Here is a 24,077-nt window from a genome sequence, read left to right as displayed (position 1 = left end):
AGGATCTTTCATGGCGCTACTGCCCGTTGCCGACGCAAAATCCCGCCTTCTGGCCGCGGCAACGCCGATTGCCGATATCGAGATGGTGGCGCTGCATGACGCCGCAGGTCGTGTGCTGGCAAAAGATGTCCGGGCAAGGCTGACGCAGCCGCCCTTCAACGCCTCCGCCATGGACGGCTACGCGCTGCGCGCCGCCGACGCGCCGAAGATCGGCTCGGAACTTGCCGTGATCGGCAGTGCCGCCGCCGGCCACGCGTTCGACGGCACGGTCGGTCCCGGCGAGACGGTGCGCATCTTCACCGGCGCACCGGTACCGGAAGGCGCCGATACGATCCTCATACAGGAAGATGCCGAAAAGCTGGATGGCGCCCGTATTCGCACGTCGTTCGAAGTGGTCGCCGGTCGCCATATCCGCCCGAAAGGTCAGGATTTCGCCGAAGGCGAGACGGTGCTGAAAGCCGGCACGCAGATTGATTTCTCGCACCTGACCGTCGCAGCCGCGATGAACCACCCGACGCTTGCCGTCCATCGCAAGCCGAAGGTCGCACTTCTGGCGACCGGCGACGAACTTGTGCAGCCGGGCGGCAAGCCAGCCCCTGCCCAGATCATCGCCTCCAATACCTTCGGCGTTGCAGCCTTGATACGCGACAATGGCGGCGAAGTGATCGATCTCGGCATAGCGCCGGATCGGCCCGATGCCATCGCAGCCTCGGTCGAACGCGCGCGGGATGCAGGGGCCGACATCCTCGTCACCCTCGGCGGCGCCTCGGTCGGCGATCACGATCTCGTCCAGTCAGTGCTGAGGTCGGCCGGCATGGAACTCGATTTCTGGCGGATCGCCATGCGGCCGGGAAAGCCGCTGATGGTCGGCTCGCTCGATGGCATGCATGTTATCGGTCTACCCGGCAATCCGGTCGCAAGCATGGTCACGGGCATGCTCTTTCTCGAGCCGCTGCTGCGTCGCCTTGCCCATCTGCCGCAGCGCGAGCGCGAGGTTCAGGGCATCACGGCCCGCGACCTTAAGGCCAACGACCAGCGGCAGGATTACCTGCGCTCGGTCATAACCCGCGATGACAACGGCACGCTGGTCGCGGACGCCAATCCGAAGCAGGATTCGTCGATGATGAAGATCTTCGCCCACGCGGACGGCCTGATCATCCGCGCGCCGCATGCGCCGGAACTCGCCGCTGGCGAAGCCTGTACCCTGTTGCTGATCCGCCCTCTCACGTGACGTCCGACTGATCCGAATCGGAACGAAATCCGTATGTTGGGGCTTAAGGCCCCAGCGGAGACACACGTGACCGAAGCCAACACCACCTCGAACAAGACCGAAGGCGGCACCGCCTCAATTCTCTGGTTCCGCAAGGATCTGCGCCTCGACGACAATGCGGCCCTTCATGCGGCGATCGATGCCGGCGGCCCGGTGATACCCGTCTATATCCGCGAGCCGGACGACCTGAATATCGGCCCGCTGGGCGGCGCGCAGGTCTGGTGGCTGCATCATTCTCTTGCCGCACTGAAAGAGGCATTGAAGGCGCTCGGCAGCGATCTCGTGCTTGCCACCGGCAAGGCCGAGCACGTGCTCGTCGAGATCGCCGAAAAGACCGGTGCGAAGACCGTTCATGTCAACCGCGCCTATGAGCGGAACGACCATGACCGCGCAATCGCTTTCGCCCTCAGGGACAACGGCATCGCCATCCGCGCCTTCCACGGGCAGTTGCTGCACGAGCCGAAGGCGATCCGCACCGGCTCCGGCAACGCCTTCAAGGTTTTCACTCCCTTCTGGAACGCCATGCAGAAACATGGCGAGCCGCATGAGCCGATCGACGCACCGGACACCATCCCCGCGCCCGCTCATTTTCCCCGCTCGGAAGCGCTCGACAGCTGGGATCTGCTGCCGACAAAACCCAATTGGGCGAAGAATTTTTCGTCGATGTGGACGCCCGGCGAGGCGGGTGCGCGGGAAAAGCTCGAAGACCTGATCGACCGCGAACTCCACGGTTACAAACAGGGCCGCGACCTGCCCGCCGTCGAGGCGACCTCGAACCTGTCCCCGCATCTCGCATTCGGCGAGATCTCCCCTGCCCGCGTCTGGCATGCGGTCCGCGGCCTGCCGGCAAAGGCTGCCGAAGAGGTCTCGCATTTCCGTCGCGAGCTGGCCTGGCGCGACTTCTGCCACAGCCTGCTGATCGAATTTCCGGCACTCGACCGCGACAACTGGGACGACAAGTTCGACGGTTTCGAATGGCAGTATGACGAGAAGGATTTTGTCGCATGGACGAAGGGCTTGACCGGTTATCCGATCGTCGATGCCGGCATGCGGCAATTGTGGAAATACGGTTTCATGCACAACCGGGTGCGCATGATCACGGCTTCCTTCCTGATCAAGGACCTGATGATCGACTGGCGCAAGGGCGAGCAATGGTTCCGCGACACGCTGGTCGATGCCTGCCCGGCCAACAATCCCGCCAACTGGCAATGGGTTGCCGGCTCCGGCGCCGACGCCTCGCCCTTCTTCCGCATCTTCAACCCGATCCTCCAGGGAGAGAAATTCGATCCCGATGGCGATTACGTCCGTGAGCATGTGCCGGAGCTGGCGAATCTGGATCGGAAATACATCCACAAGCCGTTTCAGGCGCCGGTGCATGTGCTGGAAAAGGCCGGTATCGAGCTTGGCAGAACCTACCCGAAGCCGATCGTCGATCACGGCATGGCGCGAGACAGGGCTTTGGCGGCGTACAAGGCGCTGAGAGGGCAGGATTGAGAGCTACGGGGCGGTGCTGCTTGCCTCCTATCCCGCCTGCGCGGGGCAAAGGGTAAAGGCCGCGCCGCAAACCCGCCCCCCAAACGCAAAAGACCCGGCCGAAGCCGGGTCTCTCGAATTGTTGTGCTTTTAGCAGCCCTTATACAAGCCGGCTCTGTTCCAGCGCCGCTTCGATGAAGCTTCTGAACAGCGGGTGCGGATCGAGCGGGCGGCTCTTGTATTCCGGGTGGTACTGGACGCCAATGAACCACGGATGATCCGGGTACTCGATCGTTTCCGGCAGCACGCCGTCCGGCGACATGCCCGAGAAGACCAGACCGCAGTTTTCCAGGCGGTCCTTGTAGTCGACATTCACCTCGTAGCGGTGACGGTGACGCTCGGCGATATCGGTGGATCCATAGATCTCGGCGATCTTCGTATCCTTCTTGAGCGCTGCCTGATAGGCGCCGAGGCGCATCGTGCCGCCGAGATTGCCGGCCGCATTGCGCTTCTCGAGCTCGTTGCCCTTCACCCACTCGGTCATCAGGCCGACGACCGGCTCCTCGGTCTTGCCGAATTCGGTCGACGACGCCTTTTCGATGCCGGCGAGATGACGGGCGGCTTCCACCACCGCCATCTGCATGCCGAAGCAGATACCGAAATACGGCACCTTGCGCTCGCGGGCGAACTGCGCCGCCAGGATCTTGCCTTCCGAACCGCGCTCGCCGAAGCCGCCGGGAACGAGAATGCCGTGCACCTTTTCAAGGTAGGGCGCCGGGTCTTCCTTTTCGAAGACTTCCGACTCGATCCATTCGAGATTGACCTTGACGTGATTGGCGATGCCGCCGTGATGCAGCGCCTCGATCAGCGACTTGTAGGCGTCTTTCAGGCCCGTGTACTTGCCGACGATCGCGATCGTGACTTCGCCTTCCGGCGTCTTGATACGGCTGCAGACGTCTTCCCACTGGTCGAGACGCGGCTTCGGCGCCGGCTCGATGCCGAAGGCGGCCAGAACCTCGTTGTCCAGGCCTTCCTTGTGGTAGGCAACCGGAACATCATAGATATTGGCGACGTCGAGCGCCTGGATGACGGCGCTTTCGCGCACGTTGCAGAACAGCGACAGCTTGCGGCGCTCTGCTTCCGGGATCTCGCGATCGGCGCGAACGAGCAGGATGTCGGGATGGATACCGAGCGCCTGCAGTTCCTTGACCGAATGCTGCGTCGGCTTGGTCTTCAACTCGCCGGCTGCCGGGATATAGGGCATCAACGTCAGGTGAACGTAGACGGCGGTGCCGCGCGGCAGATCGTTGCCGAGCTGGCGGATCGCCTCCATGAACGGCATCGCCTCGATATCGCCGACGGTGCCGCCGATTTCGCAGAGCACGAAGTCGTAATCCTCGTTACCTTCGGTAACGAAATTCTTGATCTCGTTCGTCACATGCGGAATGACCTGAACGGTCGCACCGAGGTAATCGCCGCGGCGTTCCTTGTCGATGATGTTCTTGTAGATGCGGCCGGTGGTGATGTTGTCGGTCTTGGTCGCCGAACGCCCGGTAAAGCGTTCGTAGTGACCGAGATCGAGATCCGTCTCCGCGCCGTCGTCGGTCACGAAGACCTCGCCGTGTTGAGTCGGGGACATCGTGCCCGGATCTACGTTGAGATAAGGATCGAGCTTTCTGAGCCGAACCCGGTAACCCCTCGCCTGAAGCAAAGCTCCGAGGGCCGCGGCCGCAATGCCCTTCCCGAGGGAAGAGACCACGCCGCCAGTGATGAATACATATCGCGCCATGGGAGTCACCGGTTACCTTTTCACACACGATTCCGCCAGCACAAATTTTGCCGATCGCTAAAACGGCTGTGGAATCTTCACAAAATAAAACCGGCAGGCTTTTGGCCTGCCGGAGATTTGAAAGCCGGACCGGAGCCTTACTGGCCGGTCGGAACCGTTGTCGACGGCGCGGCCGGCTGAGCCGGGGCGGCAGGTGCCGTGCCGGTAGCCGGAGCGGCTGCGCCGGTATCGGACGGAACGCCGTTGCTGGACTGCGCAGGCGCTGCCGGTGCGGCGGCCGGCGCCGGGCCGAGCTGGTCGAGGATGCCGTTGCCGGTACCCTGCTGGCTCTGCGGAATACGGTTGAGGATATCGGACGGCTGCGCTTCGTAGCGCGCCAGAATGCCGAGGCCCAGCGACGTAATGAAGAACAGCGTCGCGAGGATCGCGGTCGTGCGGGTAAGCGCATTGGCCGTGCCGCGGGCGGACATGAAGCCCGAGCCGCCGCCGATCCCGAGGCCACCGCCTTCGGAGCGCTGGATAAGCACCACGCCGACAAGCGCGAGCACGATCATGAGATGGATGACAATCAGTACGGTCTGCATGTATCGGGTCCCTGCCCCATCAACGGAGCATCGATTAAGAGTTTGCGGCTCTTTACATGAGGCGTCCGCGCTTTCCAAGCCTTGATTACAAGGTTTCCGCCATCAGGCCCTCGTAGACCCCATAGATGGCGAGGAAATCCGCAGCTTTCAAGCTCGCGCCGCCGATCAGCGCACCGTCGACATTGGCGATCCCGAGCAGTTGCCCGGCATTGCCCGGCTTGACCGAACCGCCATAGAGAAGCCGCATCATCTTCCCCTCATCGCCGAACCTGTGGATGAGTTCGGAACGCATGAAGGCGTGCGCGACGGCGATATCCTCGTTCGTCGGCGTCACACCCGAGCCGATCGCCCAGACCGGTTCGTAGGCGATGACCGTGTTTTCGGCGGTTGCCCCTTCAGGAACAGAGCCGCGGAGCTGGCGGCGCAGCACGTCGAGCGTCGCATAGGCGTCGCGCTCGTCCTCGGTCTCGCCGACACAGACGATCGCGACGAGATCCGCCTCATGCGCCGCGCATGCCTTGTCGCGCACGACATGATCCGTCTCGCCGTGATCGGTACGGCGCTCCGAGTGACCGACGATCACATGCGTGCCGAAACAGTCGGAGATCATCTCGGCGGAAATATCGCCCGTATGCGGGCCGCAGACATTCTGGTGGCAATCCTGTGCGCCGATCATCAGCGGGCTGTCGGTGGCAAGCGCCGTCGCGACATAGAGCAGCGTCGTCGGCGGGCAAAGCAGGACATCGACATGCTCGGCCAACGGGCCGAAAACGCCTTCCGCCATAGCCTTGATCTCGCCGAGTGCCTCCCTCGTGCCGTTCATCTTCCAGTTTCCCGCAATCAGCGGACGAACATCTGGCGTCATCGGCGGTCGCATCCTCTTTCATCGGCGACCCAGTCATCGGATCGCTACCTGCACGCGCATCCGTTGCAAAAGAACAGCGGACGCTCCTCCTCCTAAGCTGAAAAATGTCTTTTATTCAAGCGCTTGGTTTGAAAGAGAAATGGCTTTCGGCGGCCACGTAGTCGAGCCCGACAGTATTTTGACAGCATATTCCCGGTTTCAATCGGTTTGAAGCCTCATGCTTATCGATTTAAGTCGAAATCCGCTTATCTGTGGGAAATAAGCATGAAATTGATGAGTTCGCGCCAGTCCACCATCCTGATCGGCGTTCCGTGCCCTCCCGTCTGAAACATCGCAAAGCGCGCCGGATAGCCGGAGGCTTTCAATCCACGGTAGATTTTGACCTGATCCTCGGACTTGTAGACGCTGTCGGCGCTGCCATGGGCGAAGTAGACAGGGATTTTCTGCTTCGCGAGCGGCGTCGTGGCAAGCCCCGTATCGGGCGGTCCGCCGAGAAGCGCCATGCCGCCGAGATATCGCACCACCTCCGCGTCGCGGGCGACATGCTGGCAGATGATGCCGCCCATCGAGGCGCAGGCGAGAATGACCGGCCGGCCTGAAGACTGTTCGAAAGCGTGACGCACCAGCGCGCCGATATCGGCCGCGCCCGCCGCATCGAAGGACGGCACGCTGACGGAGTAATAGGTTCCGCCGTTTCTGGCGGAGAGGTTCTTCAGCCGGTTGAAATTGCCACCGAACGTGTAGTCGTTGACGCCAAGCCGCCGGTCGCCGCCGCGGCCGTGGATGAAGATCACCGAAAACGCCGCGCCGGACGACGGTCCCACCCTGGTGACATCGACTCGGCGATTGCCGAGTGTCAGCGTTTCGTTCTCCTGCCGGCGACGCACGGAAGCATCGACGTAAGCCGCCTTCACCCGCCGCTCGGGCACCTGGTCGCGACCGTTGATGTCGCGCATCTCCTGGTAATCAAACACCTGATAGGCGCCGCCATCGGCAGTCTCGAGCACCGTCATGGCCGAGAACAACTGATCCTTGAACGGCTTGACCGGCCCTTCCTGCGCTGTGGCAATCGCGCCGCCAAGGCCGGAGAAAACGGCAAGAAACGTGCCGAGAACGAAATGAACTGTGGACATGCGGGGTTTCATTCTGATCCTTCGGTAATGTACGCTTGCCATGACAGACCCTGCCAAGCATTGCTGGCAGCAATCTCCGTCCGCTGACGGCATGGCGAAAAAGCCGGTTTTGCGGCCGGTCCGCAAGTGACAAGTTCGCAAGTGACACGAAACATCCGGCGCCCTTCCCGGCCGCCCGACAGATAGCAGCTAAAGACCAGATGGACGACAACAGCAACGATCTTTTCGGCGACAGCACGGCGAATGCGCGGCCGGTCGAAAACAGGCCGGCCACTGCAGCCCAGCCTGTGCCCGCACCCGTGGCTGCCGCTCCGTCCGCACCGCGCCCTACGCCTCCGGCTGCGCCGGTGACGGGCGGCGCCGACGACTACGGCGCATCGTCGATCCGCGTTCTCGAGGGGCTGGAACCGGTGCGCATGCGTCCCGGCATGTATATCGGCGGCACCGACGAGAAGGCACTGCACCATCTGTTTGCCGAAGTCATCGACAACTCGATGGACGAGGCGGTCGCGGGCCACGCGAACTTCATCGAGGTCCATCTCGATCTCGAAGGCTGCCTGACGGTGACCGATAACGGCCGCGGCATTCCGGTGGAAAACCATCCGCAGGTACCCGGCAAGTCGACGCTCGAAGTGATCATGACCAAGCTGCATGCCGGCGGCAAGTTCGACGGAAAGGCCTACGAGACCTCCGGCGGCCTGCACGGCGTCGGCATTTCGGTCGTCAACGCGCTGTCCGACATCCTCGAAGTCGAGGTCGCCCGTAACCGCAAGCTCTACCGCCAGACATTTTCGCGCGGTATTCCGCAAGGGGGCCTGCAGGAACTCGGCGATGTGCATAACCGCCGCGGCACCCGCGTGCGCTTTCATCCCGACGCGCAGATCTTTGGCGAGCATGCGAAATTCGATGCCGGCCGCATCTTCCGCATGGCGCGCTCCAAGGCCTATCTCTTCGGCGGCGTCGAAATTCGCTGGAGCTGCGATCCGGGCGTCGTCCAGCCGGGCGGCGAGATCCCGGAAAAGGCCGTCTTCCACTTCCCCGGCGGCCTCAAGGATTACCTCTCGGCCACGCTCGGCAAGGACTTCACCGTCACCCGCGAAATTTTCGCCGGCAAGACGGAGAAGACCGGTGGCCATGGCGCGCTCGAATGGGCGATCACCTGGTATGGCGGCGATCCGCAGGTCCACTCCTATTGCAACACCATTCCGACCGCTGAAGGCGGAACACACGAGGCCGGTCTGCGCATCGCGCTGACCAAGGGCCTGAAGAACTATGCCGACCTGACGCAGAACAAGCGCGCCAAGGACATCACCACCGATGACGTGATGATCTCCGCCGTCGGCATGCTGTCGGTCTTCATCCGCGAGCCGGAATTCGTCGGCCAGACGAAAGACAAGCTGGCCAGCGTCGAGGCCCAGCGTCTTGTCGAAAACGCCCTGCGCGACCCTTTCGACCACTATCTCGCCGGCAATCCGGGAGAGGCTGCAAAGCTGCTCGACTGGGTGATCGAACGTGCCGAGGAACGCCTTCGCCGCCGCAAGGAAAAGGAAGTCAACCGCAAGACGGCCGTGCGCAAGCTGCGCCTGCCCGGCAAGCTTGCCGACTGCTCGCAAAATACCGCCGAGGGAGCCGAACTCTTCATCGTCGAGGGTGATTCGGCGGGTGGCTCGGCAAAACAGGGCCGCAACCGTACCAACCAAGCGATCCTGCCGTTGCGCGGAAAAATCCTCAACGTCGGCTCGGCCAGCCGCGAAAAGCTCTCCGCCAACCAGCAGATCGCCGATCTGGTGCAGGCGCTCGGTTGCGGCACCCGGACGAAGTACCGCGAGGAAGACCTGCGTTACGAGCGCATCATCATCATGACCGATGCGGACGTCGACGGCGCGCACATTGCCTCGCTGCTGATCACATTCTTCTATCAGGAAATGCCGGAACTGATCCGCGGCAACCATCTCTATCTGGCCGTGCCACCGCTTTACGTCATCCGCCAGGGCGGCAAGACCGTCTATGCCCGTGACGACGCCCACCGTACCGAGCTGATGGAAACCGTCTTCAAGGGCAAGAAGGTCGAGATCGGCCGCTTCAAGGGCCTCGGCGAAATGATGGCGGCGCAGCTGAAGGAAACCACGATGGACCCGCAAAAGCGCACGCTTTTGCGCGTCGGCATCGACGAGGTGGATTTCGAAGGCACCCGCGAGGCGGTCGACAACCTGATGGGTACGAAGGCCGACGCCCGCTTCCGCTTCATCCAGGAACGCGCCGCCTTCGCGCAAAATCTCGATATCTGAGGTAATGCCGGACGCAAGACCGGCTCCCACTTTCAGCGGAAATGCGTCACAGAGGATTGCACGGCGGGACTTTGCATGCTTCACCGGAAGGATCGTGTTTTCGATCCCGTGAAGAAGCATCCCGCCATGAAGCAGATCCTCTCCATCCAGTCCCACGTCGCCTACGGCTATGTCGGCAACAAGGCCGCCACCCTGCCCCTGCAGCGTCTGGGCCATGAAGTCACCGTGATCAACACGGTGCAGTTTTCCAACCACACGGGTTATCTGAAATGGACCGGCGAGGTTTTCTCCGCCGCCCATATCGAGAGCATTCTGGATGGGCTGGAGAGCCTCGGCGCGCTGGAGAAGATGGATGCGCTTCTGACCGGTTATCTGGGCGACCCGGCGGTCGGCGAGATCATCCTTGCCGTGCTCGACCGCCTGCCGGACGGCACGCGCTGGCTTTGCGACCCCGTCATGGGCGATGTCGGCCGCGGCTTTTTCGTCCGCCCCGGCATTCCGGACTATTTCCGCGAGAAGGCGCTCGCCAAAGCCGCGATCATCACGCCGAACCAGTTCGAACTCGAATACCTCGCCGGCCGACAGATCCTGTCGCTCGACGACGCCCGCAAGGCCTGCGCCAAAATTCACGAAATGGGGCCGGAAACAGTGCTCCTCACCTCGCTCATTCACACCGGCACGAAGGATGACGAGATCCAGATGCTGGCTTCGTCGAAATCCGGCGAACAGGTGCTTGTCACCACCCCGAGACTGGACATGAACCCGGCCCCGAACGGTGCGGGCGACTGTACGTCGGCGCTGTTCCTCGGCCATATCCTTTCAGGCGCGCCGCTCGATCAGGCGCTGTCGAAGACGGCGTCGAGCATCTTCGCGCTGTTCGAGAAGACCCGTGCAGCCGGCCGCCGCGAGCTCAACATGATCGCCGCCCAGGATGATTTCGTCCGCCCCGCACCGCTGGCCGTCAAGGTTCTCTAACCCCATCGCGGCGCCGGAAGGGGTTTGAGGTGAAACCGTTCAGCGATTCTCGAAAAGCTTGGTGACGGCGGCGATCAAGGCTGCCGCTTCATAGGGTTTCCTGACGATCGGAGCCGCAAGGTTCGGCGGGATGATCGAGCGGTCGCTGTAGCCGGTGGCAAAGATGAAGGGCACGCCGCGGCTTGCCAGCTCCTGCGCAACCGGCAGCGATGTACCCGAACCGAGATTGATATCGAGGATCGCCACGTCCGGCGTGAATGTCTTCAATCGACGCAACGCCTCCGTGACCGAGGGCGCAGTGGTGACCTTCGTCACACCGTTGTCGGCCAGCATCACTTCCACATCGGCGGCGATCAGCATCTGGTCCTCGACCAGCAGGAATTCCATCTCGCTCAAAAGCGGTGTTGCACCGCTGCCGCCTTCGGGAGAAGCCGCCGCATTCAACGCGATCGCCTTCGCCTCTTCGTCCGCATGCAGGTGCTTTGCCGGCACGAGGAAGCGGGCCACGACACCGTCGCGCGGGTATTCGACAGCCGCCTCGCCGTCGAGCTCGTAAGGGATGCTACGGCCGATCAGCACGCTGCCAAAGCCTGTGCGGCTTGGCGGCCGCGCCTCCGGGCCGCCGCTTTCGACCCAGGAGATCTCGCAGTCACCGTTCTCCTGCATCGTCCACTTGACGTCGAGCCGGCCACCGGCCACCGACAGCGAGCCGTATTTAGCAGCGTTGGTCGACATCTCGTGCAGCACCAGCGCCATGACGGAGAAGGACCGGCCGTCGAGCCAGACGCGCGGTCCATCCAGCATCACCAGACGGGTGCCTTCCATATAGGGACGCAACTCAGCCTCCAGCAGATCGCGAAGCGAGCCTCCATCGCCGCCACGCACGACCTGGTCATGCGCGAAGGCCAGCGCCTGGATGCGGCCCTTGAGCGAACCGATATATTCGGAGAGGCTGCGGCCGCCATCGACCGGATGGCCGACCAGCGCCTTGATGATCGACAGGATGTTCTTGACCCGATGGTTCAACTCTTCATTGAGCATCCTCTGGCGCACATCAGCCTTGCCGCGCTCGTCCGCCAGCAATTCGTTGTGATGCAGGACGATCTCCACCAGCACGGCGCGGATCGCCTCGGCGGTTTCGCGATCGCCGTCCGTCCAGGGCTGCGCCTGCAACCGGACGGTTTCCTTCCAGATTGCAAAGCTCTTGCGTGGCGTCAGCCGGTCGCCCATCGGCCCGGTCGTGTAGGATTTGTCCGGATTGCCGGCCCAGTCGAGCGTCTGCACCACTTCCTTGCGGAAGAAGAACAGGTAATCACGCGGGCGTTGAGATAGCGGGATCGCGAGCACGCCGCAGGCATCGTCCGGCGAGATCGGCGACCCCGGCAGTGATTGCGACAGCTGGAACGTCGACCAGATCCTGCCGGTCGAGACATTGCCGATCTCCTCCGCCAGCTCGGCGATATTCGCACGCGGCGGTACGCTGCCCTCGCCGCTCCACTCTCCATCAAGCCACAGACCCACACCGTCGCATGGCATCATCGAGACGAAATCGCCGATCGAGCTTCTCAACAATTCGGCGATATCGCGATGATGCGAGGCTTCCTGCAAAAACCGGTCGAGCGAACGCCGCGCATTGCGCGCCGTCTCATGCAGTTCCTTCTGACGCAGCGACGACAGATGCAGCGAAAAGAATTCGCCGAAGGTTTCGGCCGCGATCCGCTGCGGCATCGACAGCGTCTTCGGCGAATAGTGATGACAGGCGATCAGCCCCCACAGCTCGCCATCCAGAACGATCGAGATCGACATGGATGCGCCGACGCCCATGTTGCGCAGATATTCGCAATGGATCGGCGAGACGCTGCGCAGATGCGCGAAGGAGAGGTCGAGCGGCTGCTCGTTCTCATCCAGCAACGGCAGCACCGGAACGGCCTCATACTCGGCGTCGCAGATCACCCGGATCGTATTCTTGATGTACAGCGCGCGCGCCTGGCGCGGAATGTCGCCGGCAGGGAAATACTGGCCGCGAAAGCTTTCCAGATCGCGCCGCTTGTATTCGCTGATGACCTTGCCGGAGCCGTCCTGCTCGAATCGGTAGACCATCACCCGATCGTAGCCGAGCATCGCATACATCAGCCGGGTTGCGCTCTGCACCAGCTTGTCGATGCTGCCGACATTGCGGATGCGGCTGATCAGCATGCGTGCCACTTCCAGTGGCTGGTCGGTATCGCTGGAAGCCGGCTCGAACTCCAGGATCACCTTCTGGTCGTTGCTGTGCAGCGCCACGTCGAAATGACGGCCTGACGGCAGCTTGAGGCTATGTCTGAGTGCCGGCCGCGCCGGGTCGTCGGAGGTTGCGAGCGCGTTTCTGAGCGTATGCGCCACATCGCCGCCAAGCACTTCCTCGAGCCGCTTGCCGATCATCTCCGGATCGATGCCGAGCATGTCGGCGACATTGACGGAGTTCTGAACGATCATGGAACCGTTGCCGTCGCAGACGATCATGCAACCATGCGGCTGGATGGAGCCTGGGATATGGATCGGTTCGCGGTCACAATTGGTAAGGTTGACCGCTTCAGTCTGACGCATAAATCTGTCCCTAAGGCCCGGCGAGATTGATAAAACGCAAGGTCTCTTGCTCCTGTCCCCTGTAACCAGTCAGTCAACAAAAGGGCAAGACGTTGAAAACATGCTCTAGTTACATGGAGCAGCATCGCCATTTGGCAATTTCATATTTCTATCGCATCCAACCTTTACCGCAAGTAAGGCAGTGGGGTTTTAAGGAATCGATGCGAAGCTTGTTTTCAAAAGGTTTGGCCGCCATATAGGGGCGAGCAAAAGACAGGGATTTGCAGTGAACCGTAGCAGCAACCGCAATGGCGCCAACGAACCTCGTTGGCTCGGCCCCGTGTCCCCCAACAGGATCGCGCTGATCGCGCCGATCTCGGCTGCGCGCTGGCTGCTGATATTGGTTGCAATCGCTTCCATCTATTTCTTCTACGGCTTTCTGGTTCCCGTCCTTGCCGCGCTCGTCATCGGCTTTGCCAGCTGGCCTCTCTATCGCCGGCTGCTGACCCAGGTCGGCGGCAACACCACGATCGGCGCGACGCTCGCCATCATCTTCATCGTCGCCTTCATCGTCGTGCCGGTCGGCATCGGCGCATCCTATGCGGCCCGTGAGATCGCGGAATGGTTCCGCTGGGCCGTCGAGGTCAATCGCAACGGCGCACCGCCGCCCGGCTGGATTACCGGCCTGCCCTTCGTCGGCGATTGGCTCAGCCTGCAATGGACCCGCCACATCGGCGCACCGGGCGCGCTCGGCGAATTCGCCCAGCTCGTCAGCGGCGCTAATATCGGTGCGATCTATCACGGCGTCCTGGTGGCGGGTAACAGCGCCTTCCACATCATGCTGACGCTGCTGTTCATGCTGATTGCGCTGTTCTTCGTCTATCGCGACGGCGCCTCTTTCAGCCGGCAGATCGACCTTCTCGGCGAGCGCATCTTCCCGGCCCGTTGGGAGCGGATTTCCCGCGTCGTGCCGGCAACCATCAGCTCGACCGTCACCGGCATGACGCTGATCGCCATCGGCGAAGGCATCGTGCTCGGCATCGCCTACTGGATAGCCGGCGTTCCCTCGCCGATCACCTTCGGCGTGCTCACCGGCATCATGGCTTTGATCCCCGGCGGTGCGCCGCTGTCGTTCACGCTGATTTCCGGCTACCTGGTCGCCAATGGCGCTTATCTCGAAGGCATAGGCCTGTTCGTGTGGGGCAGCGTCGAACTCTTCATCGTCGACAAGACGCTGAGGCCTCGGCTTGTCGGCGGCCCGATCAAGCTGCCCTTCCTGCCGACCTTCTTCGGCCTTGTCGGCGGCGTGAAGACGATGGGCTTCCTCGGCCTGTTCATCGGTCCCGTGTTGATGGCACTGATCGTGTCGATCTGGCGTGAATGGATCCGCGAAGTGAAGATGGCGGACATCGTCGACCAGCCGGCCGAAGGCGCAACGCTGAGCGGCGAGATCGACGTGGAGCCTTTGCCGCCGCGCAAGGCGGCAGGCCCCTGATCCACAGACATGAAAAGACATGGGGCGCGGCCTTTACCGGGCCATGATCTTCGCCTTATCTCCGCATCGTCAAACGGAGAACGAGATCGATGAATGCTGCCCTTGTCGTGATGACCATCCTCGGCTGCAACGACAGCGGCACGGATTGCAAATATATCGCCACCGCGCAGGAACGCTGGCCGACGATCGCCATGTGCGACGCGATCTCGGAAGAGACCCTGCCGACCTACGCCAACCATCCCTATCCGGTGATCATCGCCGTCTGCCAGAACCCGCAGACGGAAACCGCCGCCGCGCCGGACGCGGCCCCGCCGCAAGCACAGTCACAGATAGAAGCGGACGCCTCGCCGCCGGCGGAAATGACGGAGCAGGAAACGCAGACGCTGGCGGGCCGGGCAATCCAGCGCGTACGAAACGTCCTTCCGACCACCGAAGGCGTCAAGACGCTGATGACGAAGCCGGTCAGGCTCGTCGAAGACAGCTATTCATGGGTGGCGAGAAAATTCGACAGGTCGCAATGAAGCATCACGCCACAAGAGCGATATCGCTCGCATAGGAGCGGGCGTTGCGGCGCATCTCGCCGCGATAGAGCAGATCTACCATCTCGATCAGTTCGCCGACGGGACCGCCGTCATCGCGTTCGTCGCCGAACCGCTCCAGGAGGCCGAGATAGCAGGCATCCAGCGCACCGCCCGCAGACGCCTTGCGCCACAGGAAGACGGCCTCGACGAAGACTGGGACGACATCGCGACCAATGCCGGCTGCCTCGAAAAGCGCCCTGACCGCATGCGTACGGCCGGTGGCGAGGATCGCCCTCACCCGCTTTTCCTCGAGACTGACAAGCGTGACGATGGACGCCGCAAAGAAATCGACCTTGCCGCTGCACAATGCATGAACCAGCAGCGCTGGCGTCAGCCGGCCGCTTGTGCGCAGATGCTCCACCAGCGTCGGGATTTCGTCATGGGAAACGGAACCGGCAATCGCCACGGCAGCCTCGGCACAGGCCTCGCGGGTGAGGACATCGATACGGCTGCGGCCGATCGTGTTGCGCACCAGATCGGATGCGGCGAGCGCTTGCGCCACGTGCCCGGCCAGCATGTGGCGCGTGTCGGCGGTCAGCCCGTCGCGTTCCAGCAAAAGATGGCGAACGCCTGCCAGATGGCCGAAACGTTCGGCCATGCGCCGCAGCGAAACCCGGCTGACCGACGCCAATTCATTTTCAAGAAGAATGGTGATTTCGCCACCTTCGCCGACCTCGGCAATGGCGGCCGACGCGCTGGCGCCGAGGCCCGGCCGCGCCGCAACAAGCCCGCGGGTGAAACTGTCGCCACGCCCGACCAGTTCGACCAGATCGGCATCGCGCAGAACCGGTGACGAGGCGATCACCGTACAGGCAATCTCCGGCTGGTCTTCCGCCAGCGCCATGATGATCGCACGCGGCGCGTCGACCTCCACTGCCAGCGCCTCGGCAAGCGACAGGCGGACCTTCGGCGATGGATCATCGAGCAGATAGGTCATCGCCATGATCGCGGCGCGATGTTCTTCAGATCCCTCGCTCGACTGCAGAAACGCTTTCGCCAGCGCCCGCGCAGCCCGTGCGCGATCACTTGTCCTTGCGGTCTCAGCCCAACGTAGAAATGCCTGTACGATCACAATGCGCCCCGGAACTCCTGCAGCCGCCGTCTTGCGGCTACTGGTCCGAACACTAGGTCGCAAAAGTTAATTTAGGTTCACCACGTTTGTTAACCGCATGAAAACCGGGGCTACAGGCCCGCTCAGGTCGGCCTTTTCAGCTGAAAAACGCCCGCGCCGCCATCCGCATAGTCCATATAGCCCATGCGTGCGATCGGACGGGCGAGTTCCATGGCGATTCGCCCGTCGCGAATGATCGCCTCGCCGATATGGATGCCGACCACCTGGCCAAACACCATGAACGATTCGGCGGCCTTGCCATCCAGCCCCTTCGGCTGGATCACTTCGGTCAGCCGGCATTCGAGCACCGCATAGGCTTCCGCCACGTAGGGCGCATCGACGACCTCGCCCATCTTCGCCGTCAGTCCGGCGAGATCGAATTCGCTGACGCCGTAATCGGCAGGCGCCGAGGATGCGTTCACCTGATCGGCAAGGTTCCGGCTCGCGAGGCTGGCGGTAAAGACGCCGCTCTCTTCGGCATTGCGCAGGCTGTGCTTGCGGCCAGACGACGAGAACATCACGAGCTTCGGACTGTCGGAAACGATATTGAAGAAGGAATAGGGTGACAGGTTCAGGGAGCCATCCCTGCCCTTCGTCCCGATCCAGCCGATCGGCCGTGGCGCCACGATCGCCTTGAAGGGATCGTGGGCCATGCCATGGTCATTGCTTTCTGTTCGATAGAACATCGGACGACGGCTTTCTCAGGCGTAGGTGAGAATGTCGGACAACTGCGGACGCGGACGATCCGGCGTCGGGAAGTCGCTGGAGCCGATATGGATGAAGCCCGCGACCTTCTCGTTCTCGCTGACGCCGAGTGCTGCGAGCGCCCTGGCATCATAGGAAACCCATTCCGTGCGCCAGTTGGCGACATAGCCCCGCGCCTCGCAGGCCATCAGCATGTTGAGGCAGACGGCGCCGGCGGAAAGCACCTGTTCCCATTCCGGGATCTTGGCATGCGGTGCGGCCGTACTGATCACGCCGACGACGAGCGGTGCACGGGTGAAGCGAACCCGCTCGGCTTCCTTTGCTGCATCCGTCATTTCCGGGTTCTGTGCCGACGCGATCTCGAGGAAGGTCTCGCCAAGCGAGACGCAGACATCGCCGCGATAGACGACGAGACGCCAGGGCGCGATCTTGCCATGGTCAGGTACGCGCACGGATGAGGTGAGAATATCCTCAAGCTCGCTCTCGTTCGGCCCCGGACCCTTGATCTGGGCCACCGGCGTGGAGTGGCGTTCGCGCAGGTAATCGATCAGTTTTGCGTCAGAATTCATGTCGGAAACTTCCATTCGCTCGGGTGTGGTAGAATGAGGCCTTGAAATTGCCTTTCCCTTGCGTTTCAAGTGGCTAGTCAGAAAACAAGAGTCAACCGGTTCATCGCATGTCAGGCATTTCCCTTGTTCGCCGCATCCTTATTGCAGAAGCCATGGTGCTTCTTGCGGCGACAGCGAGCTATGCTCAGGACAGCGACGCATTCAAGAGCTTTCGACAGCTCGACAGCTCAACCAAGATGCCGAAGCTGAATGCCTTTTCTCCCGCAGCCATCGTGCCGCAGGCCTCTCTCGCTAAGGATGTCCGTTTCAGCGCCAAGCTGACCAATAACGGAGATGTGATGCGCGACGGACTGGCATGGCGCGTGTTCAGCCCGATTGCCGGCGAAGACGGCAAGCTGCCGCTGGTGGCGAGCTCCGATGGCGGCTCGGCCGATTTCCAGCTCGCGCCGGGCGATTATTTCGTCAACGTCGCCTTTGGCCGCGCCGGGGTGACCAAGAAACTGACCGTGCCGGCCGACGGCAAGATGACCGAACAGACGATCGTGCTCGATGCCGGCGGATTCGTGCTGAACGCCGTGGCCGGAACCGACCAGCGCATCCCGCCGGGCCAGCTCAGCTTCTCCGTCTATTCGTCGGAAGTTCGCGATAATGGCGACCGCGCGCTCGTTATGGCTGACGTCAAGCCGAACACGATCGTCAGGCTCAATGCCGGCACCTATCACGTTGTTTCCGAATACGGCGATATCAACGCCATTGTTCGCGCCGATATCCAGGTCGAAGCCGGCCAGTTGACCCAGGCCGTGCTTCAGCACAAGGCCGCCCAGGTGACGCTCAAGCTCGTCTCGCAGGCCGGCGGCGAAGCGATCGCCGACACCGCATGGTCGGTGCTGACGGAGGCCGGCGACGTCGTCAACGAAAGCGTCAGCGCCTTCTCCACCATGGTCCTGTCGGAAGGCAATTATCTTGCCGTCGCCCGCAACAAGGACAAGGTCTACCAGCGTGAGTTCAGCGTGGCCGCCGGGCGCAATTCGGATGTCGAAGTGCTGATGCGCGACGCGCGCAATTCCGGCGAGACGGCCGCGATGGAGCCGCAGGACTGATCGCAGCCGCGCCCGCCATCATGATCTGATGGCGGATGCGATGCCGCATTTGCTGCTTTCGTCCCAACTGCTCCCGTGATGATATCGCCAGATCGATAAACTGGGTATCGCATCGTGATCAGACCGGCATTCGCAGCGGACGAGAGTGGCATCAGGGCCTGCGCGGAAGGCGCTTATACCCGCTATATTGAGGCGATCGGCCGTCGTCCGGCGCCCATGGATGCGGATTTCTCAGCCCATATCGCAGCCGGCGACGTTTATGTCGCAACAGAACCCGACGGCGAATTGCAGGGCTTCATCGTCTTCTTTGCCAAAGATGATCACATCATGCTGGAGAATGTCGCCGTCCTGCCCGCCGCCGCCGGCAAGGGCATCGGCAAGTCGCTGATCGGCTTTTGCGAGATCGAGGCCAAGCGACGGGGCTTCGTGACGGTGCAGCTCTACACCAACGAGAAGATGACAGAGAACCTGTCGATCTATCCCCGCCTCGGCTATGTCGAGATCGACCGCCGAACGGAAAACGGTTTCAACCGCGTCTATTTCGAAAAGAATCTCGACCTGAAATAGCCACGCGATACCATCGACGATCAGCCACGAAATCAGGGAGGTGAGTGGTGACGCGCAGAGATTTCGATCCCGACACGATCACGCCGGATGGCAGGCCACCTTCAAAGGGCATGGTCTTCGATCCGTCCAGGGAGGGCGCGTGGCGCGGCTCTCTCTTCGGCGAGGTTCTCGGCGGGCCGGTCACCATCCTTGCCTACGGCAATGACACGCCGGGCGAAGGGCCGAGACTGCATGTCCACCCCTATGACGAAACCTTCATCGTCATTGAAGGCAGGGCGCGTTTCTTTGTCGGCAACCATGTGATCGAGGCAGGTGCGGGCGAAGCGGTGCTCGGGCCTGCCGGGATTCCGCACCGGTTCGAGAACATCGGCACCGGACGGCTGCAGACGATCGACATCCATCATTCCACCCGCTGGATCCAGACGGATCTGGAATAGCCTGTCAGGCCGCGCGCCTGTCGACGGCTGCGCGCGCCGCCTGCCGGCGCGCCTGGAATTTTGCAAGCCGGGAACGCTTCATCGGCCGCATGGAAAATACCGCGTCATGCAGCACCGTGAGCAGATCCTTGCGGTCCCTGATCGCCGACAGCTCTTCCCAGCGCATGATGGCACCGGATCGCGCCCGGATTGTCGAGCCCGACAGGCGCTTGAACTCGCGGATCAGCAGCGACAGCCGCAATGTCAGGGACAGTTTGCTGGCGATGTGGAAGATCGCTCCGTTCTGGCCTTCGAAATAGACCGGAACGACATCGGCCTTGGCCGACTGCACGAGCTTGGCCGGAAAGATCTTCCAAGGCAGGTCCTCGGCCGCGCCAAAACCCTTGCGCGCGGTGGCGACGCCGCCCGCCGGGAAGATGATGATCGTCACCCCCTCCTGAAGCAGTCGCAGCGACTCGTGACGGGTCTTCATGTTGATCGCCAGCGCTTCCTTGGTCTCCTCGAAGGAGACGGGCAGCGAATAGGGTGCCATTTCCGGCACTTTCAGCAGTTCATCGTTGATGAGGACGCGGAACGGCCGGCCAAGTTGCTCGGCCATGGCGAGAACGGCGATCCCGTCGCCTATGCCGAACGGATGGTTGGCGACGATGACGAGCGGTCGCCCTTGCTCGACCGGCGGCGGCCATGCGCCCTGCACGTCGAGTTCGACATCGATGAGGTCGAGCATCTTGCCGAACACCCGATCCGTCTTGCCGACAATATCGGCACGCCAGATGTCATAGAGGCGGGCATAGCGGTCGCGGCCGGACAGGCCTTCGATCGAGCGGATGAACCAGCGTTTCAGCTTTGGGTCTCGCTCGTTGGCGTAGGAGAGTTCCTGGAAGCGCATTCAGTCTCCGCGGAATACCCGCCATTGATTAGGGGGATAGAATATTTCGGATCGATGACAGAATTCTGACAGCGCCCGTGCATGACGGGCGCTGTCGATCATTGCCGGCTCAGGCGGCGGTGATACGCTTGGCCTTGCGACGCTTGACGTCCGGCGGTGTCGCCTCGTCAACCAGCGAGGCGATTGCCTCGTCGAGCGACATGGCGGTCTGGGCCTGCGAACCGAGACGGCGGATGTTGACCGAGCGCTGCTCGGCTTCCTGACGGCCGCAGACGATGATGACCGGGACCTTGGCGACCGAGTGCTCGCGGACCTTGTAGTTGATCTTCTCGTTGCGGAAGTCGGTGTCGACCTGCAGGCCCGCCTCGCGCAGCTGCTCGGCCACTTCCCGACCGTAATCGTCGGCATCCGAGGTGATCGTGGCGACGACGACCTGCGTCGGTGCGAACCACAAAGGCATATGGCCGGCGAAGTTTTCGATGAGGATGCCGAGGAAACGCTCCATCGAGCCGCAGATGGCGCGGTGGATCATCACCGGCTGGGTCTTTTCCGAGTTCTGGTCGATATAGAAGGCGCCAAACCGTTCCGGCAGGTTGAAGTCGACCTGCGTCGTACCGCACTGCCATTCACGGCCAATCGCGTCCTTCAGCGTGTATTCGAACTTCGGACCGTAGAACGCGCCCTCGCCCGGCAGGATGCCGGTCTTGATGCGGCCACCGGACTGTTCCTCGATCGTCTTCAACACGTCGGTCATGACGCTTTCGGCGCGATCCCAAAGGTCATCCGTGCCGACGCGCTTTTCAGGACGAGTCGACAGCTTGACGACGACTTCCTGGAAGCCGAAGTCTTCATAGACCGACAGGATCAGCTCGTTGATGCGCAGGCATTCCGCCGCCAGCTGCTCGTCGGTGCAGAACACATGCGCGTCGTCCTGGGTAAAGCCGCGCACGCGCATAAGGCCATGCAATGCGCCGGATGCCTCGTAGCGATGAACGAGACCGAATTCCGCAAGACGGATCGGCAGTTCGCGGTAGGACTTCAGACCATGCTTGAAGATCTGCACGTGACCCGGGCAGTTCATCGGTTTCAGCGCGAAGACACGGTTATCCGCTTCCTCGTCCTTCGGATGGGTGAAGGCATAGGCGGATTTTACCGCGAACATGTTTTCCTGGTACCAGCCCCAGTGACCCGAGGTCTCCCAGAGCGAGCTATCCAGCACCTGCGGCGCGTTGACTTCCTCATAAGTGCCGGCCAGGCGGCGGCGCATATAGGCCGTCAGCGTCTGGAACATGCGCCAGCCCTTGCCGTGCCAGAACACCACGCCCGGACCTTCTTCCTGGAAATGGAAGAGATCCATCTCGCGGCCGAGCTTGCGGTGGTCGCGCTTTTCGGCTTCGGCCAGAATGTGCAGATACTGGTCCAGTTCCTCCTGCGTCGCCCATGCCGTGCCGTAGATGCGCGTCAGCATCGGCTTGGTGGAATCGCCGCGCCAGTAGGCGCCGGCAACCTTCATCAGCTTGAAGGCGGTGCCGATCTGGCCCGTCGAGGCCATGTGCGGACCACGGCAGAGGTCGAACCAGCCGCCCTGATTGTAGATCTTCAGGTCCTGGCCTTCGGGGATCATGTCGACCAGCTCGACCTTGTAGGTCTCGCCCTTGTCGCCAAAAATCTGTTTGGCTTTTTCGCGCGTCCAGTTTTCCTTGGTGAAGGCGGCATTCTTCTGAATGATCTCCTTCATCTTCTTTTCGATCTTCGGCAGATCTTCGGGCGTGAAGGGCCAGTCTTCCTTGCTGTCCGGATGGACGCGCTTGAAGTCGTAATAGAAGCCGTTTTCGATGACCGGGCCGATCGTCACCTGCGTACCCGGCCACAGGTCCTGCACGGCTTCCGCCATGACGTGGGCGGCATCGTGGCGGATCAGTTCGAGCGCGCGCGGGTCGGTGCGGGTGACGATCTCGATCGCACCGTCGTTGACGGCATCCGAGAGATCGCGCAGCTCGCCATCGAGTGCGATCGCCACGGCCTTCTTGGCCAGCGACTTGGAGATGGATTCGGCGACGGCAAGGCCGGTCGTGCCCGCGTCGTAGACGCGAACGGAACCATCGGGAAATGTAAGGGAAACGGACATCAAAATTCTCCTGTCCAGTCCCGCCAACGAATGCGGGTGGTCAAAAAAGGGCCGCGAGACACACGGATCTGCGCGGCAACGAACGCCCGCGTGATAGTGCGTTTCGCCGTTCTAGTAAAGCAGTCGCAACGGTCGATGCAGACGATCAGACGATGCGTCTGCCCTCTTCATCCAGCACCTGTTCACCGTCTTCCTTGGCGAATGGTCCCTTATGAGATGCGGGCAGAATATCGAGCACCAGCTCGGACGGCCGCGCCAGTCGCGTGCCGAGCGGTGTCACCACGAAGGGACGATTGATCAGGATCGGGTTGGCAAGCATCGCGTCGACGAGGACATCATCGCTCAGCGACGGATCGGCCAGCCCCAATTCGGCATAGGGGGTGCCCTTTTCGCGAATGGATTGGCGGACGCTCAGTCCGGCGTCAGCAATCATCCGCACCAGCTGTTCACGGGTCGGCGGTGTCTTCACGTATTCGATCACCGTCGGCTCGATCCCGGCATTGCGGATCATCGCCAGCGTATTGCGCGAGGTACCGCATTGCGGGTTGTGATAAATGATGACGTCCATGCATATGGCCTTCTGTCGTTCGGGTCGATCTAGGTTCTGTAACGGCGCCAGAAGCGCCAGGGCGCCCACCAGTGCTGACGTTCAGAGAGCGTTTCGGCGACCGGGTCCAAGCCGCCGCTGCCGCCCGGCCCGCAGCGTGCAACGCGAAACAGCGTCAGCCAGCCGCCGGACCACAGGCCATGACGCGCGATCGCCTCATAACCATATTCGGAACAGGTCGGGATATGGCGACACGAATTGCCAATGAAACCGGATAGCGTCAGCTGATAGAGGCGAATGGAGCCCATGCCGAAGAGACGTCCGGGCGTCTTGCGGAACGGGCCCTGCCAGTTGCGGGAGCGCGCTTGTTCGGGCCGACCTCGTTCATGACCGCAATCGGGGGATCCGCACATCGGCTCAGCCAGCCGCAGCCTTGACGCCCTCTCCGGCCTCGATCCGGTCGAGCGCGTCGACCACGGCGTCGAAGGTGAGCATGGTGGAGGCGTGGCGGGCCTTGTAGTCCTTCACCGGTTTCAGGTAGCGCATATCGGCGAAGCGACCCGCCGGCCCCTCGCCGCCTTCCTTCAGCATAGCGAGCATATCGAGCCGCGCCTGACGCAATTCGTCGGCATCCGCCCCGACGACATGCAGCGCCATGATGGCGGACGACGCCTGGCCGAGCGCGCAGGCGCGAACAACGTGCGAAAAATCGGCGATCCGGCCGTCTTCCACCTTGAGATAGACCTTCACCTTGGAGCCGCAGAGCTTGGAGTGCTTTTCCGAACTCGCATCCGCGTCGGCGAGTTCGCCGCTGCGGGTGATATTGCCGGCGAATTCGAGGATCTTGCTGTTGTAAATGTCGTCCATGCCAATCCGTCCGGCCGTTATTCAGTGATCCGTTGAGCAGATCGTTCGTATTGAGACCTATCAACGACGCTTCGCAATCCTTATATGAGATGTCTCGTGGTGACGATCAAGAAAGGCGGATTTTGTAAAATCAGCTTCT

Annotated in this window: 22 protein-coding genes; 9 read left to right on the top strand and 13 right to left on the bottom strand. The window is 62.1% G+C overall.

Features of this window, described 5'->3' with window-relative positions:
* Positions 1-10 precede the first annotated feature (10 nt).
* Complete coding sequence (locus tag AC0JZ4_RS14190) at positions 11-1,231, top strand: molybdopterin molybdotransferase MoeA (protein ID WP_471887006.1); 1,221 nt, start codon at positions 11-13, stop codon at positions 1,229-1,231.
* Between the two features lie 66 nt (positions 1,232-1,297).
* On the top strand, positions 1,298-2,764 hold the full coding sequence (locus AC0JZ4_RS14185) for a cryptochrome/photolyase family protein (RefSeq protein ID WP_471887005.1): 1,467 nt from the start codon (positions 1,298-1,300) through the stop codon (positions 2,762-2,764).
* A gap of 139 nt (positions 2,765-2,903) precedes the next feature.
* Here the strand turns inward: AC0JZ4_RS14185 and AC0JZ4_RS14180 are convergent, their stop codons facing one another.
* The 4 genes from AC0JZ4_RS14180 to AC0JZ4_RS14165 all read right to left on the bottom strand — a co-directional run bounded on the left by AC0JZ4_RS14180 (position 2,904) and on the right by AC0JZ4_RS14165 (position 7,114).
* Positions 2,904-4,532: a CTP synthase gene (locus AC0JZ4_RS14180; protein ID WP_471887004.1), complete on the bottom strand. Its 1,629-nt coding sequence runs from the start codon at positions 4,530-4,532 to the stop codon at positions 2,904-2,906.
* Positions 4,533-4,669: 137 nt separating this feature from the next.
* The gene (gene secG / locus AC0JZ4_RS14175) at positions 4,670-5,116 is read right to left on the bottom strand and encodes a preprotein translocase subunit SecG (protein ID WP_471887003.1); all 447 of its coding nucleotides are present in this window, start codon (positions 5,114-5,116) and stop codon (positions 4,670-4,672) included.
* An 85-nt stretch (positions 5,117-5,201) separates the two neighbouring features.
* A complete protein-coding gene (tpiA, locus tag AC0JZ4_RS14170; RefSeq protein ID WP_471887002.1) occupies positions 5,202-5,981 on the bottom strand; it encodes a triose-phosphate isomerase in 780 nt (259 codons plus the stop codon).
* A gap of 245 nt (positions 5,982-6,226) precedes the next feature.
* Positions 6,227-7,114, bottom strand: coding sequence for an alpha/beta fold hydrolase (locus AC0JZ4_RS14165; protein ID WP_471887001.1), 888 nt, complete (start codon positions 7,112-7,114; stop codon positions 6,227-6,229).
* 200 nt (positions 7,115-7,314) lie between these two features.
* On the opposite strand from AC0JZ4_RS14165, the gene parE reads away from it, so the two are divergent.
* Complete coding sequence (gene parE, locus AC0JZ4_RS14160; RefSeq protein WP_471887000.1) at positions 7,315-9,402, top strand: DNA topoisomerase IV subunit B; 2,088 nt, start codon at positions 7,315-7,317, stop codon at positions 9,400-9,402.
* 75 nt (positions 9,403-9,477) lie between these two features.
* Entirely contained in the window at positions 9,478-10,377 is a 900-nt protein-coding gene (gene pdxY, locus AC0JZ4_RS14155; protein WP_471886999.1) for a pyridoxal kinase PdxY, read from the top strand.
* A 39-nt stretch (positions 10,378-10,416) separates the two neighbouring features.
* On the opposite strand, the gene AC0JZ4_RS14150 is transcribed toward pdxY, so the two are convergent.
* A complete protein-coding gene (locus tag AC0JZ4_RS14150) occupies positions 10,417-12,963 on the bottom strand; it encodes an HWE histidine kinase domain-containing protein (RefSeq protein ID WP_471886998.1) in 2,547 nt (848 codons plus the stop codon).
* A 265-nt stretch (positions 12,964-13,228) separates the two neighbouring features.
* Between AC0JZ4_RS14150 and AC0JZ4_RS14145 the strand changes: the two genes are divergently transcribed.
* A complete protein-coding gene (locus tag AC0JZ4_RS14145) occupies positions 13,229-14,437 on the top strand; it encodes an AI-2E family transporter (RefSeq protein WP_471886997.1) in 1,209 nt (402 codons plus the stop codon).
* An 89-nt stretch (positions 14,438-14,526) separates the two neighbouring features.
* Positions 14,527-14,958 (top strand): hypothetical protein, encoded by a 432-nt coding sequence (locus tag AC0JZ4_RS14140; RefSeq protein ID WP_471886996.1) that lies wholly within the window; start codon positions 14,527-14,529, stop codon positions 14,956-14,958.
* Positions 14,959-14,962: 4 nt separating this feature from the next.
* On the opposite strand, the gene AC0JZ4_RS14135 is transcribed toward AC0JZ4_RS14140, so the two are convergent.
* From AC0JZ4_RS14135 to AC0JZ4_RS14125, 3 genes are all read right to left on the bottom strand, one after another.
* The gene (locus AC0JZ4_RS14135) at positions 14,963-16,090 is read right to left on the bottom strand and encodes a DUF2336 domain-containing protein (RefSeq protein WP_471886995.1); all 1,128 of its coding nucleotides are present in this window, start codon (positions 16,088-16,090) and stop codon (positions 14,963-14,965) included.
* A 122-nt stretch (positions 16,091-16,212) separates the two neighbouring features.
* Positions 16,213-16,815, bottom strand: a complete 603-nt coding sequence (locus AC0JZ4_RS14130; RefSeq protein WP_471886994.1) for a flavin reductase family protein — start codon at positions 16,813-16,815, stop codon at positions 16,213-16,215.
* A 15-nt stretch (positions 16,816-16,830) separates the two neighbouring features.
* Entirely contained in the window at positions 16,831-17,403 is a 573-nt protein-coding gene (locus tag AC0JZ4_RS14125; protein WP_471886993.1) for a nitroreductase family protein, read from the bottom strand.
* Between the two features lie 107 nt (positions 17,404-17,510).
* Between AC0JZ4_RS14125 and AC0JZ4_RS14120 the strand changes: the two genes are divergently transcribed.
* The 3 genes from AC0JZ4_RS14120 (at position 17,511) to AC0JZ4_RS14110 (ending at position 19,507) form a co-directional block, all read left to right on the top strand.
* Positions 17,511-18,503: a hypothetical protein gene (locus AC0JZ4_RS14120; RefSeq protein ID WP_471886992.1), complete on the top strand. Its 993-nt coding sequence runs from the start codon at positions 17,511-17,513 to the stop codon at positions 18,501-18,503.
* 114 nt (positions 18,504-18,617) lie between these two features.
* Positions 18,618-19,070: a GNAT family N-acetyltransferase gene (locus AC0JZ4_RS14115; RefSeq protein WP_471886991.1), complete on the top strand. Its 453-nt coding sequence runs from the start codon at positions 18,618-18,620 to the stop codon at positions 19,068-19,070.
* Positions 19,071-19,117: 47 nt separating this feature from the next.
* Entirely contained in the window at positions 19,118-19,507 is a 390-nt protein-coding gene (locus AC0JZ4_RS14110) for a cupin domain-containing protein (protein ID WP_471886990.1), read from the top strand.
* A 4-nt stretch (positions 19,508-19,511) separates the two neighbouring features.
* Here AC0JZ4_RS14110 and AC0JZ4_RS14105 read toward each other — a convergent pair whose 3' ends face one another.
* The 5 genes from AC0JZ4_RS14105 to AC0JZ4_RS14085 all read right to left on the bottom strand — a co-directional run bounded on the left by AC0JZ4_RS14105 (position 19,512) and on the right by AC0JZ4_RS14085 (position 23,938).
* Positions 19,512-20,396, bottom strand: coding sequence for a 1-acyl-sn-glycerol-3-phosphate acyltransferase (locus tag AC0JZ4_RS14105; protein ID WP_471886989.1), 885 nt, complete (start codon positions 20,394-20,396; stop codon positions 19,512-19,514).
* Between the two features lie 109 nt (positions 20,397-20,505).
* A complete protein-coding gene (gene thrS, locus AC0JZ4_RS14100) occupies positions 20,506-22,524 on the bottom strand; it encodes a threonine--tRNA ligase (RefSeq protein WP_471886988.1) in 2,019 nt (672 codons plus the stop codon).
* Positions 22,525-22,669: 145 nt separating this feature from the next.
* Positions 22,670-23,092, bottom strand: a complete 423-nt coding sequence (arsC, locus tag AC0JZ4_RS14095) for an arsenate reductase (glutaredoxin) (protein WP_471886987.1) — start codon at positions 23,090-23,092, stop codon at positions 22,670-22,672.
* Between the two features lie 29 nt (positions 23,093-23,121).
* Positions 23,122-23,484, bottom strand: a complete 363-nt coding sequence (gene yidD, locus AC0JZ4_RS14090) for a membrane protein insertion efficiency factor YidD (protein ID WP_471886986.1) — start codon at positions 23,482-23,484, stop codon at positions 23,122-23,124.
* Positions 23,485-23,488: 4 nt separating this feature from the next.
* Positions 23,489-23,938 carry an iron-sulfur cluster assembly scaffold protein gene (locus AC0JZ4_RS14085; protein ID WP_471886985.1) on the bottom strand — a complete coding sequence of 150 codons (450 nt, stop codon included), beginning with the start codon at positions 23,936-23,938 and terminating at the stop codon, positions 23,489-23,491.
* Positions 23,939-24,077 lie beyond the last annotated feature (139 nt).

The sequence above is a fragment of the [Rhizobium] kunmingense genome (assembly GCF_977018605.1).
This window is presented reverse-complemented; position numbering and strand designations above follow the sequence as displayed.

Excerpts from the sequence above, each read along its gene's own strand:
- AC0JZ4_RS14190 (WP_471887006.1), top strand. The coding sequence starts at position 11 with ATGGCGCTACTGCCCGTTGCCGACGCAAAATCCCGCCTTCTGGCCGCG.
- AC0JZ4_RS14180 (WP_471887004.1), bottom strand. The coding sequence starts at position 4,532 with ATGGCGCGATATGTATTCATCACTGGCGGCGTGGTCTCTTCCCTCGGG.
- secG (WP_471887003.1), bottom strand. The coding sequence starts at position 5,116 with ATGCAGACCGTACTGATTGTCATCCATCTCATGATCGTGCTCGCGCTT.
- tpiA (WP_471887002.1), bottom strand. The coding sequence starts at position 5,981 with ATGACGCCAGATGTTCGTCCGCTGATTGCGGGAAACTGGAAGATGAAC.
- AC0JZ4_RS14165 (WP_471887001.1), bottom strand. The coding sequence starts at position 7,114 with ATGTCCACAGTTCATTTCGTTCTCGGCACGTTTCTTGCCGTTTTCTCC.
- parE (WP_471887000.1), top strand. The coding sequence starts at position 7,315 with ATGGACGACAACAGCAACGATCTTTTCGGCGACAGCACGGCGAATGCG.
- pdxY (WP_471886999.1), top strand. The coding sequence starts at position 9,478 with ATGCTTCACCGGAAGGATCGTGTTTTCGATCCCGTGAAGAAGCATCCC.
- AC0JZ4_RS14150 (WP_471886998.1), bottom strand. The coding sequence starts at position 12,963 with ATGCGTCAGACTGAAGCGGTCAACCTTACCAATTGTGACCGCGAACCG.
- AC0JZ4_RS14140 (WP_471886996.1), top strand. The coding sequence starts at position 14,527 with ATGAATGCTGCCCTTGTCGTGATGACCATCCTCGGCTGCAACGACAGC.
- AC0JZ4_RS14130 (WP_471886994.1), bottom strand. The coding sequence starts at position 16,815 with ATGTTCTATCGAACAGAAAGCAATGACCATGGCATGGCCCACGATCCC.
- AC0JZ4_RS14125 (WP_471886993.1), bottom strand. The coding sequence starts at position 17,403 with ATGAATTCTGACGCAAAACTGATCGATTACCTGCGCGAACGCCACTCC.
- AC0JZ4_RS14120 (WP_471886992.1), top strand. The coding sequence starts at position 17,511 with ATGTCAGGCATTTCCCTTGTTCGCCGCATCCTTATTGCAGAAGCCATG.
- AC0JZ4_RS14105 (WP_471886989.1), bottom strand. The coding sequence starts at position 20,396 with ATGCGCTTCCAGGAACTCTCCTACGCCAACGAGCGAGACCCAAAGCTG.
- thrS (WP_471886988.1), bottom strand. The coding sequence starts at position 22,524 with ATGTCCGTTTCCCTTACATTTCCCGATGGTTCCGTTCGCGTCTACGAC.
- arsC (WP_471886987.1), bottom strand. The coding sequence starts at position 23,092 with ATGGACGTCATCATTTATCACAACCCGCAATGCGGTACCTCGCGCAAT.
- yidD (WP_471886986.1), bottom strand. The coding sequence starts at position 23,484 with ATGTGCGGATCCCCCGATTGCGGTCATGAACGAGGTCGGCCCGAACAA.
- AC0JZ4_RS14085 (WP_471886985.1), bottom strand. The coding sequence starts at position 23,938 with ATGGACGACATTTACAACAGCAAGATCCTCGAATTCGCCGGCAATATC.